Origin of the sequence: Citrobacter sp. 506, from assembly GCF_050434985.1 — a bacterium.
Taxonomy (GTDB): domain Bacteria; phylum Pseudomonadota; class Gammaproteobacteria; order Enterobacterales; family Enterobacteriaceae; genus Citrobacter; species Citrobacter braakii.
Map to the genome: position 1 here is coordinate 58,476 of NZ_JBNDJN010000008.1, position 16,045 is coordinate 74,520.

Consider the following 16,045-nt stretch of genomic DNA (forward strand, 5'->3'; position numbering starts at 1 on the left):
CCCATTTCTGGCCAACTTAAATGAGTGTGATTGATTCTGCACAGAGTGACAGCGATAAGGCACAAGGATGTGTGGGAAACATAACCTCGGTCACACTGCCGGGCCGTCACGTATTGGAGATTCGTCACGTCAAATATGACGACAGCCTGTTTTTCGTCAGGGTTTTGCGCAAAATTCGCCCGTAATATCGACTAATGCCCCTGATAAAAACATGGCATAAAAGATGCATAACTCAAGCGACAAGCGCGTATGCGTGATTTGATTAACTGGAGCGAGACCGATGAAAAAAGTCGTCACGGTTTGCCCATATTGCGCATCAGGTTGCAAAATCAACCTGGTGGTCGATAACGGCAAAATCGTCCGGGCTGAAGCGGCGCAGGGGAAAACCAACCAGGGTACCTTGTGTCTGAAGGGCTACTATGGCTGGGATTTTATCAATGATACCCAGATCCTGACCCCTCGTCTGAAAACCCCAATGATCCGTCGCCAGCGTGGCGGCAAACTGGAATCCGTTTCCTGGGATGAAGCGCTTGATTACGTCGCCACTCGTCTGAGCGCCATCAAAGCGAAGTATGGCCCGGACGCTATTCAGACGACCGGTTCATCTCGCGGTACGGGTAACGAAACCAACTATGTAATGCAAAAATTCGCGCGCGCCGTTATTGGTACCAATAACGTTGACTGCTGCGCTCGCGTCTGACACGGCCCTTCGGTTGCAGGTCTGCACCAATCGGTCGGTAACGGCGCAATGAGTAATGCTATCAATGAAATTGATAACACAGATTTAGTGTTCATCTTCGGGTACAACCCGGCGGATTCCCACCCGATCGTGGCGAATCACGTGATTAACGCTAAACGTAACGGGGCGAAAATTATCGTCTGCGATCCGCGCAAAATTGAAACCGCGCGTATTGCCGATATGCACATCGCGTTGAAAAACGGCTCGAACATCGCGCTGCTCAACGCCATGGGTCATGTCATCATCGAAGAAAAACTGTACGACCAGGCGTTCGTCGCCTCCCGTACAGAAGGATTCGAAGAGTACAGCAAGATTGTCGAAGGCTACACGCCGGAGTCCGTCGAAGATGTCACTGGCGTTAGCGCACAGGATATTCGTCAGGCTGCTCGTATGTACGCCACGGCAAAAAGCGCGGCCATCCTGTGGGGCATGGGTGTTACCCAGTTCTATCAGGGTGTGGAAACCGTGCGTTCACTGACCAGCCTCGCAATGCTGACCGGCAACCTCGGTAAGCCAAGCGTGGGCGTTAACCCGGTTCGTGGCCAGAACAACGTTCAGGGCGCATGCGACATGGGCGCGCTACCGGATACCTATCCGGGCTATCAGTATGTGAAAGATCCGGCTAACCGCGAGAAGTTCGCTAAAGCCTGGGGCGTGGAAAGTCTGCCTGCACATACCGGCTATCGCATCAGTGAACTGCCGCACCGTGCGGCGCATGGCGAAGTCCGCGCGGCGTACATTATGGGTGAAGATCCATTACAGACTGATGCTGAACTCTCCGCAGTGCGCAAAGGCTTTGAGGATCTGGAACTGGTCATCGTGCAGGATATCTTCATGACCAAAACTGCCGCTGCCGCAGACGTTATTTTACCGTCTACGTCATGGGGCGAGCATGAAGGCGTCTTCTCCGCGGCTGACCGTGGCTTCCAGCGCTTCTTTAAAGCCGTTGAGCCGAAGTGGGATCTGAAAACGGACTGGCAGATTATCAGTGAAATCGCCACCCGTATGGGCTACCCGATGCACTACAACAACACCCAGGAAATCTGGGATGAGTTGCGTCATCTGTGCCCGGATTTCTACGGTGCCACTTACGAGAAAATGGGCGAACTGGGTTATATCCAGTGGCCTTGCCGCGACACCTCAGAAACCGACCAGGGTACGTCTTATCTCTTCAAAGAGAAGTTCGATACCCCGAACGGCCTGGCGCAGTTCTTTACCTGCGACTGGGTAGCGCCAATCGACAAACTCACTGAGGAGTACCCGATGGTGCTGTCCACAGTGCGTGAAGTCGGCCACTACTCTTGCCGTTCGATGACCGGTAACTGTGCGGCGCTGGCCGCGCTGGCGGATGAACCGGGCTATGCCCAGATCAACACCGCCGACGCAGCACGCCTGGGCATCCAGGATGAAGAGCTGGTATGGGTTAACTCGCGTAAAGGCCGGGTCATTACCCGTGCAGCAGTCAGCGATCGTCCAAACAAAGGCGCGATTTACATGACCTACCAGTGGTGGATTGGCGCATGTAATGAGCTGGTAACCGAGAACTTAAGCCCGATTACCAAAACGCCGGAGTACAAGTACTGTGCCGTTAACGTTGAACGCATTGCCGATCAGCGCGCTGCCGAGCAGTATGTCATTGATGAGTACACCAAGCTGAAAGCCAGCCTGCGCGAAAGCGCGATGGGTTAGTCCGTTTACGTAACTGTTCTGCAACAGCCTCCGCCCGGAGGCTGTTTTTTTATCCATACGATCTCTTTATACTGTTCATTCCGTACCCTAAATAAAACTCAAAATGAAACAACTCATTGCATTGATGTTCTTTATGACATTCTTTGCCCATGCCAGTGATACTGAGCCAGGAAGCCAGTACTTACAGGCCGCTGAGGCAGGGGATCGTCGCGCACAGTACTTTCTTGCCGATACCTGGTTCAGTTCGGGCGATTTGAGCAAAGCCGAGTATTGGGCGCAAAAAGCCGCCGACAATGGCGATGCCGACGCCTGCGCGCTACTGGCGCAAATCAAAATTACGAATCCGGTCAGTCTGGATTACCCCCAGGCTAAAACGCTGGCGGAAAAAGCAGCCAAAGCGGGCAGTAAAGCGGGAGAACTTACCCTGGCGCGGATTCTGGTCAACACCCAGGCTGGACGTACCGATTACCCTAAAGCCATTACCTTGCTGCAAAACGCCTCCGAAGACCTGGAAAATGACTCCGCCGTCGACGCACAAATGCTACTCGGCCTGATTTACGCCAACGGCGTGGGCATTCCCGCTGACGATGAGAAAGCGACGTGGTATTTCAAACGAAGCTCAGCCATTTCCCGCACCGGTTATTCCGAATACTGGGCAGGGATGATGTTCTTAAACGGTGAACAGGGTTTTATCGTGAAGAATAAACAGAAGGCGCTGCACTGGCTGAATCTGAGCTGTATGGAAGGATTCGATACCGGCTGCGAAGAGTTTGATAAGTTAACAAACGGGTAATGATTTGCATTGCCGGATGGCGCTACGCTTATCCGGCAAGCTGTCATGAATTACTGATTAGCGGTCTTATCAAATCTACCCAGCACGTCGCGCTCATAGGCCAGCGCTTTCTTGCGGTCAAATTTGTGTTCCCACTTGGCGATAACCAGTACCGCCAGCGCATTACCCACCACGTTCAGCGCGGTACGCGCCATGTCGAGGATACGGTCAACACCGGCGATAAACGCCAGGCCTTCCAGTGGGATCCCCACGCTGCCCAGCGTAGCCAGCAGCACCACGAATGATACGCCCGGCACACCCGCAATCCCTTTTGAGGTCACCATCAGCGTCAGCACCAGCACGATTTCCTGCCACAGCGACAGGTCGATACCGTACAGCTGCGCGATAAAGATAGCGGCGATACTCTGGTACAGAGTTGAACCATCAAGGTTGAATGAGTAGCCGGTCGGCACCACAAAGCTGGTGATTGAAGCGGGCGCGCCATAGGCTTCCATCTTCTCAATAATGCGCGGCAGCACGCTCTCGGAGCTGGCGGTAGAGTAGGCCAGAATCAGCTCGTCTTTCAGAATGCGGATCAGGATCCAGATGCTCAGACCGCAGATGCGCGCCACGATCCCCAGCACCACCAGCGCGAAGAACAGAATGGCGAAATGCACCAACAGCACCAGCTTCGCCAGCGGCCACAAGGAGGCAAAACCGAAGTTCGCGACGGTAACGGCAATCAGCGCGAAAACGCCGACTGGCGCGTAGCGCATAACCATGTGAGTGACTTTAAACATGGTTTCGGAAATAGAGCGGAATACGGTAACCAACGGCTCGCGGTGAGTTGCCGGCAGGGAAGACAGACCTAAACCGAACAGCACCGAGAAGAAGATAATCGGCAGCATATCGCCTTTTGCCATCGATGCGACGATGTTGGTTGGCACCAGTGACAAAATTGTCCCCATCAGGCCATGCGCGTGGCTCTGTACTTCTGCGGTCGTGCTTTGATATTTCGAAATATCCACGGTCGCCAGTTGCGACATATCCACCCCGGTACCTGGCTGGAACACATTCGCCAGCGTGATACCAAGGATAATCGCCACGGTGGTGATCACTTCGAAATAGAGAATAGTTTTGGCGCCAATACGGCCCAGCTGTTTTGCATCACCGACCCCGGCGATACCGACAACCAGCGTAGAGATAACAATGGGCACCACGATCATTTTGATCAGATGGATAAAGATATCGCCCGCCGGTGACAGCAGGTTTACAACCAGCCATTCGCGGCTGTCACTATGGTAATGCAGGTAACTCCCCAGCAGAATGCCCAGCACCATAGCGATCAGAATCTGCCATGCCAGGCTGACTTTCAAATTTTTCATAACAACGGACTTCCTCGATGGAGCGCTATTCCACATGCGGTGTGTGGTAATAGTACATACTGAAAGGGTATGAATTGTGTTGCGTTCGTTTATGGAGTTTTTTAACGCTTATTATCATTATCATTTGCGTACTGTCTCGCGCAACCCTCCAGGAACAGAGCCTTCAGCTGAATTTATGCATAAAAATGCAATTTTATCGGGGTATTGATGAATAACTTTTTGTTATAAAAGAATTTTAATATGTTCAAAAATGAAGAAGTCATGGCGTGAGTTTTTTTTGCTCATTTGTTCGTTCGCCTGTTTTTTAAACAGGCCAAATGATACAAATCACAAAAGAAACAAATTTATTTTTGCCGATTCTGCAACAACTTCGCCATATTAATAGAGTCAATGAGCTGTGCCCGGTTCACCCTCGGCGAGTTTAAATCCATAACTTTTTGCCACACTGAAATGGCCTGGGCGTAGTCTGCCTGCATAAACGCATCTGAGGCTAACAGCATCAGCGCAGTGACCTCTGTCGGGTCCAGCGCCAGAGCCTTATCAATCATCTCGCGAGTGGGCGGTGTCATATGCTGCCCGGCCTGGTAATACAATACCGTTGCCAGCGCTGAATAGATCTCAGCATTTTCACCCCCTACACGCAGCGCCTGCTCGTAGGCCAACAGCGCATTATGATACGCGTTTTGCCAAAGATAGTACTCACCGAGTTGCGCCCATTTCACACCGTCCTGTGGATTAGCACGAATTTTCGATTGCAGCAAAAGCAGCTGTTTTTCCTGAACATTTTCATCGGTGAACGCATGTAATGGGTCCGCCAGCCGCGTCTGTTCCTGACGCACCGCCTGCCATTTGGGTGTCAACAGGTAACCTCCGATGCAGGCCACAACCATCAGCACCGTCGCAGCGGTCAGCCACTTCACGGGGAGTGGGCGTAACGGCGCAGGGGAATGGGTGGACTGGCTCATTGCACATCCTCCTCTACGCGCTGACGCCTTCTCACCCGCCAGACCACCACGCCCACCAGCAATAACAACAGGCACGGCAACGCCCACAGCAGCAGCGTTTGCTCATTCAACGGCGGGTTGTAGCGCACAAAATCACCGTAGCGATCGGTCATCCACGTCGTTATCTCGGCTTCACTTTTCCCTTCCGCCACCATGCTATAAACCTGGTGGCGCATACTGACCGCTACCGGCGCATTGGATTCCAGCAAGTTTTGGTTTTGACACTGTGGACAGCGCAGTTGACTGGCAATAGACAACGCTTTTTCCTGTTGTTGTGGGTTGGCAAAAGTCCATGTGTCCACAACCTGGGCATGTGTCGCGAAGGCGATGAAAAACAAAATGATAGCTAAGAGTAAACATGTTCTGCCGGATGGCGCTGCGCTTATCCGACCTACCGTTTTCACACCCCGTTCGCCGCCATCCGGCAACGCGTTGATTAGTTTATGCATCGCGCTTTCTCCCTCGCCATCCGCTCAGCAGCGCACCACAGACCATTAACAGTCCCCCGCCCCAAATCCAGCGCACGCCGGTCTGCACGTACAAGCGCATGGCATAACGGTCCGGTCCGGTTTTTTCGCCGATTACCGCATACCAGTCATGCATCAGATTCCAGCGGATCCCCGGCTCCATCATCTGTTGACGGCGCGCGGCATAGAAGCGTCTTTCAGGCTCCAGGCTGCCAATGCGTTTCTCATTCTGCCACAGCGTGATCTGCGCTTTTTCACTGGTGTAGTTACCTTTTGCTTCCAGGTCGAGACGCTCAAAACGAAAAATATAGCCCGCCAGTTCCACCTGCTGCCCGGGGCTGAGATTCAGGCTTATCTCCTGACGACTACCGCTGGAAAAGACGATCCCAGCCGCAAACACCAGCACCCCGGCATGCGCCAGCAGTGCCGGAAGCTGGCAACGCACAGGCACTTTGCGGCTTCTGATCGTCGCCAGCACGATAACCAGCAGCATCAGCAGGCCAAAGGGCAGCGTAGCACGGTTAAAGTACGGTGCGCCCACGGAGAGCCGCCCCCAGCCGAACAACCCGTAAATCATCGGGTAAAGGGTGCCAATCAGCACAATCAGCAGCACCGCGCAAAAAAGTAATAGCGCGACCAGAATCAGCATCTCGCGCGACCAGCCGCCAAAACGCGCATTCTGGCGGACTTGCTGTCCCCGCCAGGCGTATAGCCCGAGCGATGCCAGGCTCAATACGGTAAACAGCGCAAACAGCGGCGTGGCGCGGACGTTATCCAGCGCAAAAGCGTGCACGGAAACGAGAATGCCCGAACGCACAATCAGCGTCCCCAGCAGCGATAAAATCAGCGTGACGATCGCCAGCAGCAGCGACCAGTGGCGGAAGATCCCACGTTGGCGAGTGATGAACAGACTATGCAGCAGCGCACTGGCGGAAAGCCAGGGTAATAAGGAGGCATTTTCTACCGGGTCCCAGAACCACCAGCCGCCCCAGCCCAGCTCGCAGTAGGCCCACCAGGAGCCGAGGATAATCCCCAGCGTCAGCGCACACCAGCCAGGCAGCGCCCAGCGCCAGCACACCCCGGCGCTCTGCGCATTAAAGTCACCGCGCAGCAGCGAGGCCAGCGCCACGCCTGCCGCCACCATCAAGCCACCGTAACCCAGGTACAGCAGCGGCGGATGGAGGATTAACCCGAGATGTTGCAGCATCGGGTTAAGGTCGCGCCCTTCAATGGCTGGCGGGAAGATACGCACGAACGGATCGGACCATACCACCACAAACAGCAGCAGCAGGGCCGTTATCAAAGCGAGGACGCTGAGCGTTAACGGAAACAACAGGTCGGAATCACGCCGATAGCGCAAGGCGAACAGCGCGCTCCAGCCGGAAAGAAACAGCACCCACAGCAGCAGCGATCCTTCATGCCCGCCCCACACCGCCGCCAGTTTTAATCCCCACGGCAGCAGGCTGTAGCTATGCTGAGCAACGTAGACCACCGAAAAGTCGCTGGTCAGAAAGCAGAATATCAGAATGGCAAAGGCCAGCAGCAGCAGCGAAAACTGCGTCCACATGCCCACGCTTGCCAGGCGCATTACGCCTTGCCAGCGCTGGCGGGCACCCACCAACACGGCAAGCGGGGTCAACACGTTGACCCCGAGGCTTAACAACAGTGCCAGAAAACCGGCTTCAGGAAGGAGAACGTCCAGATATCACCTTACGCAACGGTTAGCTGACCCGCATAGAGAATAAAAAAGCGCAGCAGCAGTACGCCGGTCAGGCTGGCGCCGCACACTGCCAGCACGCCATGAAACGTCGAACTGCGGTTGGCCCAAGGTTTTAGCAGCATCGGCAGTATCAGCCCAAGCCCGGCCACGCCCAGCCAGAACCACCAGGTCCAGAATCCGCCGCCCAGTGCCGCCGCCAGCGCGCGCATTTTGCCGTCATCGCCCAGCGCCAGACCGACGAAAAACGCCGCCAGCAGGAAGATCTCCAGCCATACCACCGGGATTTCCATGCGATGCACAAAGTGCGCTTCGGTACTGTGCGGATTGCTACGATGACGTAACGCCATGGCGATCAGCGCCACCGCCGCGCCGGAGGAGATCCCGGAGAACAGGAACAGCACCGGCAGGATCGGGTTATTCAGGAACGGGTAGGATTTCAGCGCCGACAGCAGAAAACCGGTGTACGCCCCGAGCAGAACCGCCAGCACCAGCATTAACGTCTCCAGCGCGCGATGAAACGGCGCAATCAACGTCAGCATTTTCTGTACGATACCTAATCGCGGCAACCAGCGCTGTTGCAGAGCAATCACCTCTTTTTCAAAGATTTTTGCCAGCCACAGCACCAACACCACCATATACAACTGGAACAACATGACCCCCATCGACATCACCGAAGTGAAGCTGTAGTGGAACATCAGTTTCCAGAAGGTCCATGGACGCGTCAGGTGGAACACCAGAATCAGCAGACCGAAGATAATCGCCCCCGGCCCTAACACCAGCGTAGTGCGTAGCAGCGTGCTGTCAGAACCGCCCGCCTCCGGATGGAAACGACGCAGCAGAATCGCCAGCGTGACCAGTCCGGCGGAGATGCCAATCAGGAACAGATAGATGGCAATGGGCCAGTCCCACACCAGTGATTCAAAATGAAATGCAGAAGCGGATGTCATTGGCTCACCTCCCCAAATTTAAAGGGAACGCGGTAGACCTTCGGTTTTGTGCCCAACGCCAGCTTGTAACGGTAGGTGGTTTTCTGCAGCAACAAGCGGGAGATATCGCTGTTGGGATCGTCCAGATTACCAAACGTCAGCGCCTTCGTCGGACATGACTCAACGCAGGCGGGCTGCTTGCCCGCTTTCAGATTGGTTTTCCGACAGAAATCGCATTTATCCGCCGTTTTGCTAACCGGATGGATAAAGCGCACGCGATAAGGACACGCGGCGATACAGTACTGGCAGCCAACGCACAGGTCCGGGTTCACATCCACAATACCGCTGGCGGCATCGCGATACGATGCCCCCGTCGGGCAGACGTCAACGCAGGGGGCATGGTCGCAATGCTGGCACGAATGACGGAAGAAGCGATACTTCACATCAGGAAACGTCCCCTGCGGCTCGCTGCGAATAATCGTCAGACGCGATACCCCTTCCGGCACGTTGTTTACTTCCCGACAAGCATCCATGCAGGCCGTACAGCCGATGCATAGTGACTCATCATGTACCATACCGTAACGTACGCCGTTGATGTTCAGCGTCTTCGCCACAACGCGTCCCGCCGTCCCGCTCACTGCCACCAGCGCGCCGACGCGGGTGATAAACTGGCGACGAGAGCAACTCATGGATGCTCCTTAAGCAACGGAACCGACGCCGGGTTAAAGTTCGGATTGTTACGCTGATCGCTGTGGCAATCGACGCAAATCTTGATCCGTCCTTTATCACTTAGCGTCTGCATCGTGTCTTGCTTCGGATGCAGTGAGTGACAGCTGGCACACGCCACTTTGGTTACGTGAACATCGTGTGGCCAGAACGCTTTTTGTAGCTGCTCAGGCAGGTGGCAGGACATACAGACGCTGTTCTGCTGTTCAACGTTGTACATCGGCTCATTAAAGCGCATCACATCCTTCACCCCTTCACGGTGGTTCGGTGACGGCTGGCCGTGACAGTTGGTGCAGGTGACCGGCAGTTTGTTATTCGGGTTGATGACTTCTGCATGCTTACCATGCATGCCTTCGGTATCTGGCTTGTGACAATCCAGACAGGCGGCATCCGGATTACGCTGTTGGGTAACCGTCCAGCGTTGATCCGACTCCTGCGGCGTTGGCGTGGCAGTGATTCCACTCAGGCTCCAGAACAAGCCTGACGCCAGCACCCCAGCAGTTAATAACGAACGTAATACGCTCATATTCACTCCGTTGAGTTATCCGCCCCTGACGGGGCGAAATGGGGTTATTGGCTTAACAGACCGTTTTTACGCGCCTGATCTTCCCACTGCGGAATCACCGTTTTGATGAAGTCCTGCTTCTCAGCATTGATTTGCTGCATGTTCAGACCAATCGCCGCCTGGGCTTTCTCTTTGGTAGAGATATCCGGTAACGGGATTTCATGGGTGATGCCTTTAGTCGCCAGCAGACGGACCAGTTTGGTACGCGCATCGGCGGCTTTATCCATCGCGCTACCCAGCATCCGCAGACCCTCTTCCGGAGCGTGCATGTGAATACCGTGTGAGGCGATAGACAGGTCCCAGCGCCATTGTGCGTGACGGATATCATCCAGAATCGGCTTCATTTCCGCTTCAGTCGCACCCGCATCCCATGCGGCTTTCGCTTCGAAGTGCGCATGAACCAGCTGATCTTCCACCTTGATTTTCAGGTCATGAATAGCCTGTTTACGCTCGGCGACCACTTTTTGCAGGGACGCTTTATCCTGGGTGTGGCAGTTCGCACAGGTCTGAGCAAAGTTATCGAACGGGTTACCAATTTTATGGTCGGTGTAGATCTTGCCTTCCGCGTTTTGCACTTTCGGCATGTGACAGTCGATACAGGTCACGTTGTTCTTGCCGTGAATGCCCGCGCTCCAGGTTTCATATTCCGGGTGCTGCGCTTTCAGCATCGGCGTTTTCGACAGGGAGTTGGTCCAGTCAGAGAAGGCGATGGTGTCGTAGTATTTCTCCATGTTCTCGACTTTCATGCCCTCGTCCCACGGGAACTTAACGGCTTTGTTTTTACCGTCGAAGTAGTATTCCACGTGGCACTGACCGCAGACCATGGATTGCTGATCAAAGCGACCGGCTTTCTCAAACGGTTTGCCGATTGCTTCCATCGCACGTTCTGCATAAGGACGCGACAGCGTCAGCTCTGGCTTGCCTTTGGCGAAGTCTGGTGACGCCGTGTTATGGCAATCTGCACAGCCGAGGTTGTTAACAATTTCCGGACCGCCGCGCGCCCATTTACCGTGGAAGTAGCCATCTTCACCATCTTTCTGGATCAGACGCGCTACGTCCGGGCTTTTACAGCTCCAGCAGGCCATCGGCAGCGGGCCGTCTTCAGCCGTTTTTGGTGCGCCGGTACGTAAGGTTTCACGTACATCGGTCACGGCATAGGCGTGTCCACGCGGTTTGTTGTAATCGCGCGAGAATGGATATCCCGCCCACAGGATCACCAGACGCGGATCTTCTGCCAGCGCATCTTCACGGGCTGATTGCTCAGACGTGGCTTTCCAGGAGAGATATTGATCGGGATGCTGAGGAGCGAAGGTTTCATTCTTCGCTTCAACGGTGACGGTTTTTGCGGGTACAGGAGTTTGTTCAGCGTGAACAGCAGAAATAAATAATAAAGGTAATAACAGGCTGAAGAAACGGCGTACGCGTGATTTTATCCTTGCCATAGGGGTCTCATCCAGATGACGCCATTATCTGCAATGGCGGTTCTTTTATTGTTTTCCATAACAGCAACCACACGAATACTGTCATGACATTGCTCCACCCTATTTGTAACAAGAAACCACACTGAAAATGTTGTCTTTAATCAATTGTAAGTGTATGTAAAATACCACTTTAGAGTTATAAACCCCCTCTAACCCCTCACTCTTTTGTCTAATTCAGAGACAGATCACCTTTTCAATAATCCTTTAGATAACTACATGTTATCGCGAGATTTAATCAATTTTTGCTAGTTCCCTTCAAAATTAAGTTTGCCGCTAATTTGCACAATTCGTTTATTGCGTGATCTGCCGCGCAAATACTAAACAAAACTCTCAAAGCCCCTACATTTAACGTTTATGAGACATATTATTAACATCCTACAAGGAGAACAAAAGCCATGAGCCAAATACATAAACACGCTATTCCCGCAAACATTGCGGATCGTTGCCTGATAAACCCGGAGCAGTACGAAGAGAAATACCAGCAATCCGTTAACGAACCCGACACATTTTGGGGCGAGCAGGGAAAGATACTTGATTGGATCAAGCCGTACAGCCAGGTGAAGAACACCTCCTTCGCACCAGGCAACGTGTCGATTAAATGGTACGAAGACGGCACCCTGAACCTGGCCGCAAACTGCCTTGACCGTCATTTACAGGCAAATGGCGATCGCACCGCCATCATCTGGGAAGGCGATGACGCCACCCAAAGCAAAAACATTACTTATCGCGAACTGCATCGCGATGTTTGCCGTTTCGCCAATACGCTACTGGATTTAGGCATTAAAAAAGGCGACGTGGTGGCCATTTATATGCCGATGGTGCCGGAAGCGGCGGTTGCTATGCTGGCTTGCGCCCGCATTGGCGCGGTGCATTCGGTCATCTTCGGTGGTTTTTCACCAGAGGCGGTCGCCGGACGTATCATCGACTCCAATTCACGTCTGGTGATCACCGCCGACGAAGGCGTGCGCGCCGGCCGCGCTATCCCGCTGAAAAAGAACGTCGATGATGCGCTGAAAAATCCGAACGTCAAAACCGTGGAACATGTGGTCGTCCTCAAACGTACCGGTGGAAAAACGGAATGGCAGGAAGGCCGTGACCTGTGGTGGTCCGATCTTATCGAGAAAGCCAGCCCGGAACATCAGCCGGAAGAAATGAACGCGGAAGATCCGCTGTTTATCCTCTATACCTCCGGTTCAACCGGCAAGCCAAAAGGCGTACTGCATACCACCGGCGGATATCTGGTCTATGCCGCAACCACCTTTAAGTACGTGTTTGACTACCATCAGGGCGATATTTATTGGTGTACCGCTGACGTGGGTTGGGTAACCGGGCACAGCTACCTGCTGTACGGTCCGCTGGCCTGCGGCGCAACCACGCTGATGTTCGAAGGCGTGCCAAACTGGCCAACCCCGGCGCGTATGTCGCAGGTTGTGGACAAGCACCAGGTCAATATTCTGTATACCGCGCCGACCGCCATCCGCGCCCTGATGGCAGAAGGTGATAAAGCGATTGAAGGCACTGACCGCTCCTCGCTGCGTATCCTGGGTTCCGTTGGCGAGCCGATTAACCCGGAAGCATGGGAGTGGTACTGGAAGAAGATCGGCAACGAAAAATGCCCGGTCGTCGATACCTGGTGGCAGACCGAAACCGGTGGATTCATGATCACCCCGCTGCCGGGCGCCACCGAGCTGAAAGCGGGTTCCGCAACCCGTCCGTTCTTTGGCGTACAGCCTGCGATTGTCGATAACGAGGGTAATCCGCTGGAAGGCGCGACCGAAGGCAACCTGGTGATTACCGACTCGTGGCCGGGCCAGGCGAGAACGCTGTTTGGCGATCACGAACGCTTTGAGCAGACCTACTTTTCTACCTTCAAGAATATGTACTTCAGCGGCGACGGCGCGCGTCGTGACGAAGATGGCTATTACTGGATCACCGGTCGTGTGGACGATGTGCTGAACGTCTCTGGCCACCGTCTGGGAACGGCAGAAATCGAATCGGCGCTGGTGTCACATCCGAAGATTGCCGAGGCCGCGGTGGTGGGTATTCCGCATAATATTAAAGGCCAGGCGATCTACGCCTACGTCACGCTGAATCACGGCGAAGAGCCGTCACCGGAGCTGTACGCCGAGGTGCGCAACTGGGTACGTAAAGAAATTGGTCCGCTGGCAACGCCAGACGTGCTGCACTGGACCGACTCACTGCCGAAAACCCGCTCCGGCAAAATCATGCGCCGTATTCTGCGTAAAATCGCGGCGGGCGATACCAGCAATCTGGGCGATACCTCGACCCTCGCCGATCCTGGCGTGGTAGAGAAACTGCTCGAAGAGAAGCAGGCCATCGCGATGCCATCATAACCACAACCGTGAAATGCCCGATGGTGCGCGGCTTATCGGGCCTACAAATCCTACCCCTACCCCTCCCCTGACCGGGAGGGAAAATATAATAACCCACCCCAAAGGATTTCGCGTTGCAGGAAGGCGGCAAGCGAGCGCATCCCCAGGAGCATAGTTCACTATGTGACTGAGGTGGGCGAGTGCGGCCAACACACTTGCAACGTGAAAGACGAAGGGGGCCTCTGGAGAACTCTGTGATGAATGACTCTATTTATCAGCGGATAGAAGACAGTGCGCGTTTCAGGGAGTTAGTTGAAAAAAGGCAACGGTTTGCCACCATTCTGTCCATCATCATGCTGGCAGTTTACATCAGCTTTATTTTACTGATTGCCTTTGCGCCTGGCTGGCTGGGTACGCCGCTACACGCGGGAACCAGCGTCACCCGGGGTATTCCGATTGGGGTCGGTGTGATCCTCATCTCCTTCATCCTGACCGGGATCTATATCTGGCGGGCAAACGGTGAATTCGACCGCCTGAACAATGCGGTTCTGCACGAGGTTAAAGCATCATGAAGAGAGTCCTGACGGCGCTTGCCGCCACGCTGCCCTTCGCCGCAAACGCGGCGGATGCTATTAGCGGTGCAGTCCAACGCCAGCCAACCAACTGGCAGGCGATTGTCATGTTCCTGATTTTCGTCATCTTTACGCTCGGTATTACTTACTGGGCGTCTAAGCGCGTACGTTCGCGTAATGACTACTACACCGCCGGCGGTAACATCACTGGTTTCCAGAACGGGCTGGCGATTGCGGGCGACTATATGTCGGCGGCATCGTTTCTCGGGATTTCCGCGCTGGTGTTTACCTCCGGTTATGACGGGCTGATCTATTCACTCGGCTTCCTGGTCGGCTGGCCAATTATCCTGTTCCTGATTGCTGAGCGTCTGCGTAACCTGGGTCGTTACACCTTTGCAGATGTTGCTTCTTATCGTCTGAAGCAAGGACCAATCCGTATTCTGTCGGCCTGTGGTTCTCTGGTGGTGGTCGCGCTGTATCTGATCGCCCAGATGGTCGGCGCAGGTAAGCTGATTGAGCTGCTGTTTGGTCTGAACTATCACATCGCCGTCGTACTGGTTGGCGTGCTGATGATGATGTACGTCCTGTTTGGCGGCATGCTGGCGACCACCTGGGTACAGATCATCAAAGCCGTTCTGCTGCTGTTCGGCGCCAGCTTTATGGCCTTTATGGTGATGAAGCACGTCGGCTTTAGCTTCAACAACCTGTTCACCGAAGCAATGGCGGTACACCCGAAAGGTTCAGCCATTATGAGCCCGGGCGGACTGGTAAAAGATCCGATCTCCGCCCTGTCGTTAGGTCTCGGCCTGATGTTTGGTACGGCAGGCTTGCCGCACATCCTGATGCGCTTCTTCACGGTCAGCGATGCCCGAGAAGCGCGTAAGAGCGTGTTCTATGCCACAGGTTTTATGGGTTATTTCTACATCCTGACCTTTATCATCGGCTTTGGCGCGATCATGCTGGTGGGCGCTAACCCGGCGTATAAAGACGCTGCTGGCGCGCTGATCGGCGGTAACAACATGGCGGCGGTTCACCTGGCAAATGCGGTGGGCGGCAACCTGTTCCTGGGCTTCATCTCAGCCGTGGCGTTTGCCACCATCCTGGCGGTGGTTGCAGGCCTGACGCTGGCGGGCGCATCGGCCGTTTCTCACGACCTGTACGCCAACGTGTTCCGTAAAGGCGCAACCGAACGTGAAGAACTGAAGGTGTCGAAAATCACCGTACTGGTGCTGGGCGTGATTGCCATCCTGCTCGGCGTGCTGTTTGAGAACCAGAATATCGCCTTCATGGTAGGTCTGGCGTTTGCTATCGCAGCCAGCTGCAACTTCCCGATCATTCTGCTCTCCATGTACTGGTCAAGACTGACCACGCGTGGCGCGATGTTGGGCGGCTGGTTAGGTCTGCTGACGGCGGTGGTGCTGATGGTGCTTGGCCCGACGATTTGGGTCCAGATCCTTGGTCACGAAAAAGCCATTTTCCCGTATGAATATCCGGCGCTGTTCTCCATCAGCGTAGCGTTCCTCGGGATCTGGTTCTTCTCTGCTACCGATAACTCAGAAGAAGGTAATCGCGAACGCGAGCAGTTCCGTGCTCAGTTCATCCGTTCCCAGACCGGGTACGGCGTAGAACAAGGTCGCGCGCACTAACCACTCCTCCTCTTCCCCGG

At 54.5% G+C, this 16,045-nt stretch carries 11 protein-coding genes and 1 pseudogene; 5 read left to right on the forward strand and 7 right to left on the reverse strand.

Annotated elements, in window-relative coordinates:
• Nucleotides 1-280 precede the first annotated feature (280 nt).
• Complete coding sequence (fdhF, locus tag ABIE10_RS22140; RefSeq protein ID WP_077625710.1) at nucleotides 281-2,428, forward strand: formate dehydrogenase subunit alpha; 2,148 nt, start codon at nucleotides 281-283, stop codon at nucleotides 2,426-2,428.
• Between the two features lie 103 nt (nucleotides 2,429-2,531).
• Nucleotides 2,532-3,221 carry a Sel1 family TPR-like repeat protein YjcO gene (yjcO, locus tag ABIE10_RS22145; RefSeq protein WP_016155379.1) on the forward strand — a complete coding sequence of 230 codons (690 nt, stop codon included), beginning with the start codon at nucleotides 2,532-2,534 and terminating at the stop codon, nucleotides 3,219-3,221.
• Between the two features lie 50 nt (nucleotides 3,222-3,271).
• Here the strand turns inward: yjcO and gltP are convergent, their stop codons facing one another.
• From gltP to nrfA, 7 genes and pseudogenes are all read right to left on the reverse strand, one after another.
• Nucleotides 3,272-4,585, reverse strand: coding sequence for a glutamate/aspartate:proton symporter GltP (gene gltP / locus ABIE10_RS22150; RefSeq protein ID WP_016155456.1), 1,314 nt, complete (start codon nucleotides 4,583-4,585; stop codon nucleotides 3,272-3,274).
• A gap of 344 nt (nucleotides 4,586-4,929) precedes the next feature.
• Entirely contained in the window at nucleotides 4,930-5,550 is a 621-nt protein-coding gene (gene nrfG, locus ABIE10_RS22155) for a heme lyase NrfEFG subunit NrfG (RefSeq protein WP_131405514.1), read from the reverse strand.
• Nucleotides 5,547-7,758 (reverse strand): annotated as a pseudogene (nrfF, locus tag ABIE10_RS22160) (heme lyase NrfEFG subunit NrfF). Before nrfF ends, nrfG begins: the two are co-directional and overlap by 4 nt.
• A gap of 8 nt (nucleotides 7,759-7,766) precedes the next feature.
• Complete coding sequence (gene nrfD / locus ABIE10_RS22165; RefSeq protein ID WP_047357726.1) at nucleotides 7,767-8,723, reverse strand: cytochrome c nitrite reductase subunit NrfD; 957 nt, start codon at nucleotides 8,721-8,723, stop codon at nucleotides 7,767-7,769.
• Nucleotides 8,720-9,391: a cytochrome c nitrite reductase Fe-S protein gene (gene nrfC, locus ABIE10_RS22170; RefSeq protein WP_016155373.1), complete on the reverse strand. Its 672-nt coding sequence runs from the start codon at nucleotides 9,389-9,391 to the stop codon at nucleotides 8,720-8,722. The genes nrfD and nrfC overlap by 4 nt, the downstream gene beginning before the upstream one ends.
• A complete protein-coding gene (gene nrfB / locus ABIE10_RS22175; RefSeq protein ID WP_005132587.1) occupies nucleotides 9,388-9,954 on the reverse strand; it encodes a cytochrome c nitrite reductase pentaheme subunit in 567 nt (188 codons plus the stop codon). Before nrfB ends, nrfC begins: the two co-directional genes overlap by 4 nt.
• Before the next feature lie 44 nt (nucleotides 9,955-9,998).
• A complete protein-coding gene (gene nrfA, locus ABIE10_RS22180; protein ID WP_131405512.1) occupies nucleotides 9,999-11,435 on the reverse strand; it encodes an ammonia-forming nitrite reductase cytochrome c552 subunit in 1,437 nt (478 codons plus the stop codon).
• A 434-nt stretch (nucleotides 11,436-11,869) separates the two neighbouring features.
• Between nrfA and acs the strand changes: the two genes are divergently transcribed.
• The 3 genes from acs (at nucleotide 11,870) to actP (ending at nucleotide 16,025) form a co-directional block, all read left to right on the forward strand.
• The gene (gene acs / locus ABIE10_RS22185) at nucleotides 11,870-13,828 is read left to right on the forward strand and encodes an acetate--CoA ligase (protein WP_016155371.1); all 1,959 of its coding nucleotides are present in this window, start codon (nucleotides 11,870-11,872) and stop codon (nucleotides 13,826-13,828) included.
• Between the two features lie 236 nt (nucleotides 13,829-14,064).
• Nucleotides 14,065-14,379 carry a DUF485 domain-containing protein gene (locus ABIE10_RS22190; RefSeq protein ID WP_016155370.1) on the forward strand — a complete coding sequence of 105 codons (315 nt, stop codon included), beginning with the start codon at nucleotides 14,065-14,067 and terminating at the stop codon, nucleotides 14,377-14,379.
• The gene (gene actP, locus ABIE10_RS22195; RefSeq protein ID WP_016155369.1) at nucleotides 14,376-16,025 is read left to right on the forward strand and encodes a cation/acetate symporter ActP; all 1,650 of its coding nucleotides are present in this window, start codon (nucleotides 14,376-14,378) and stop codon (nucleotides 16,023-16,025) included. The genes ABIE10_RS22190 and actP overlap by 4 nt, the downstream gene beginning before the upstream one ends.
• Nucleotides 16,026-16,045 lie beyond the last annotated feature (20 nt).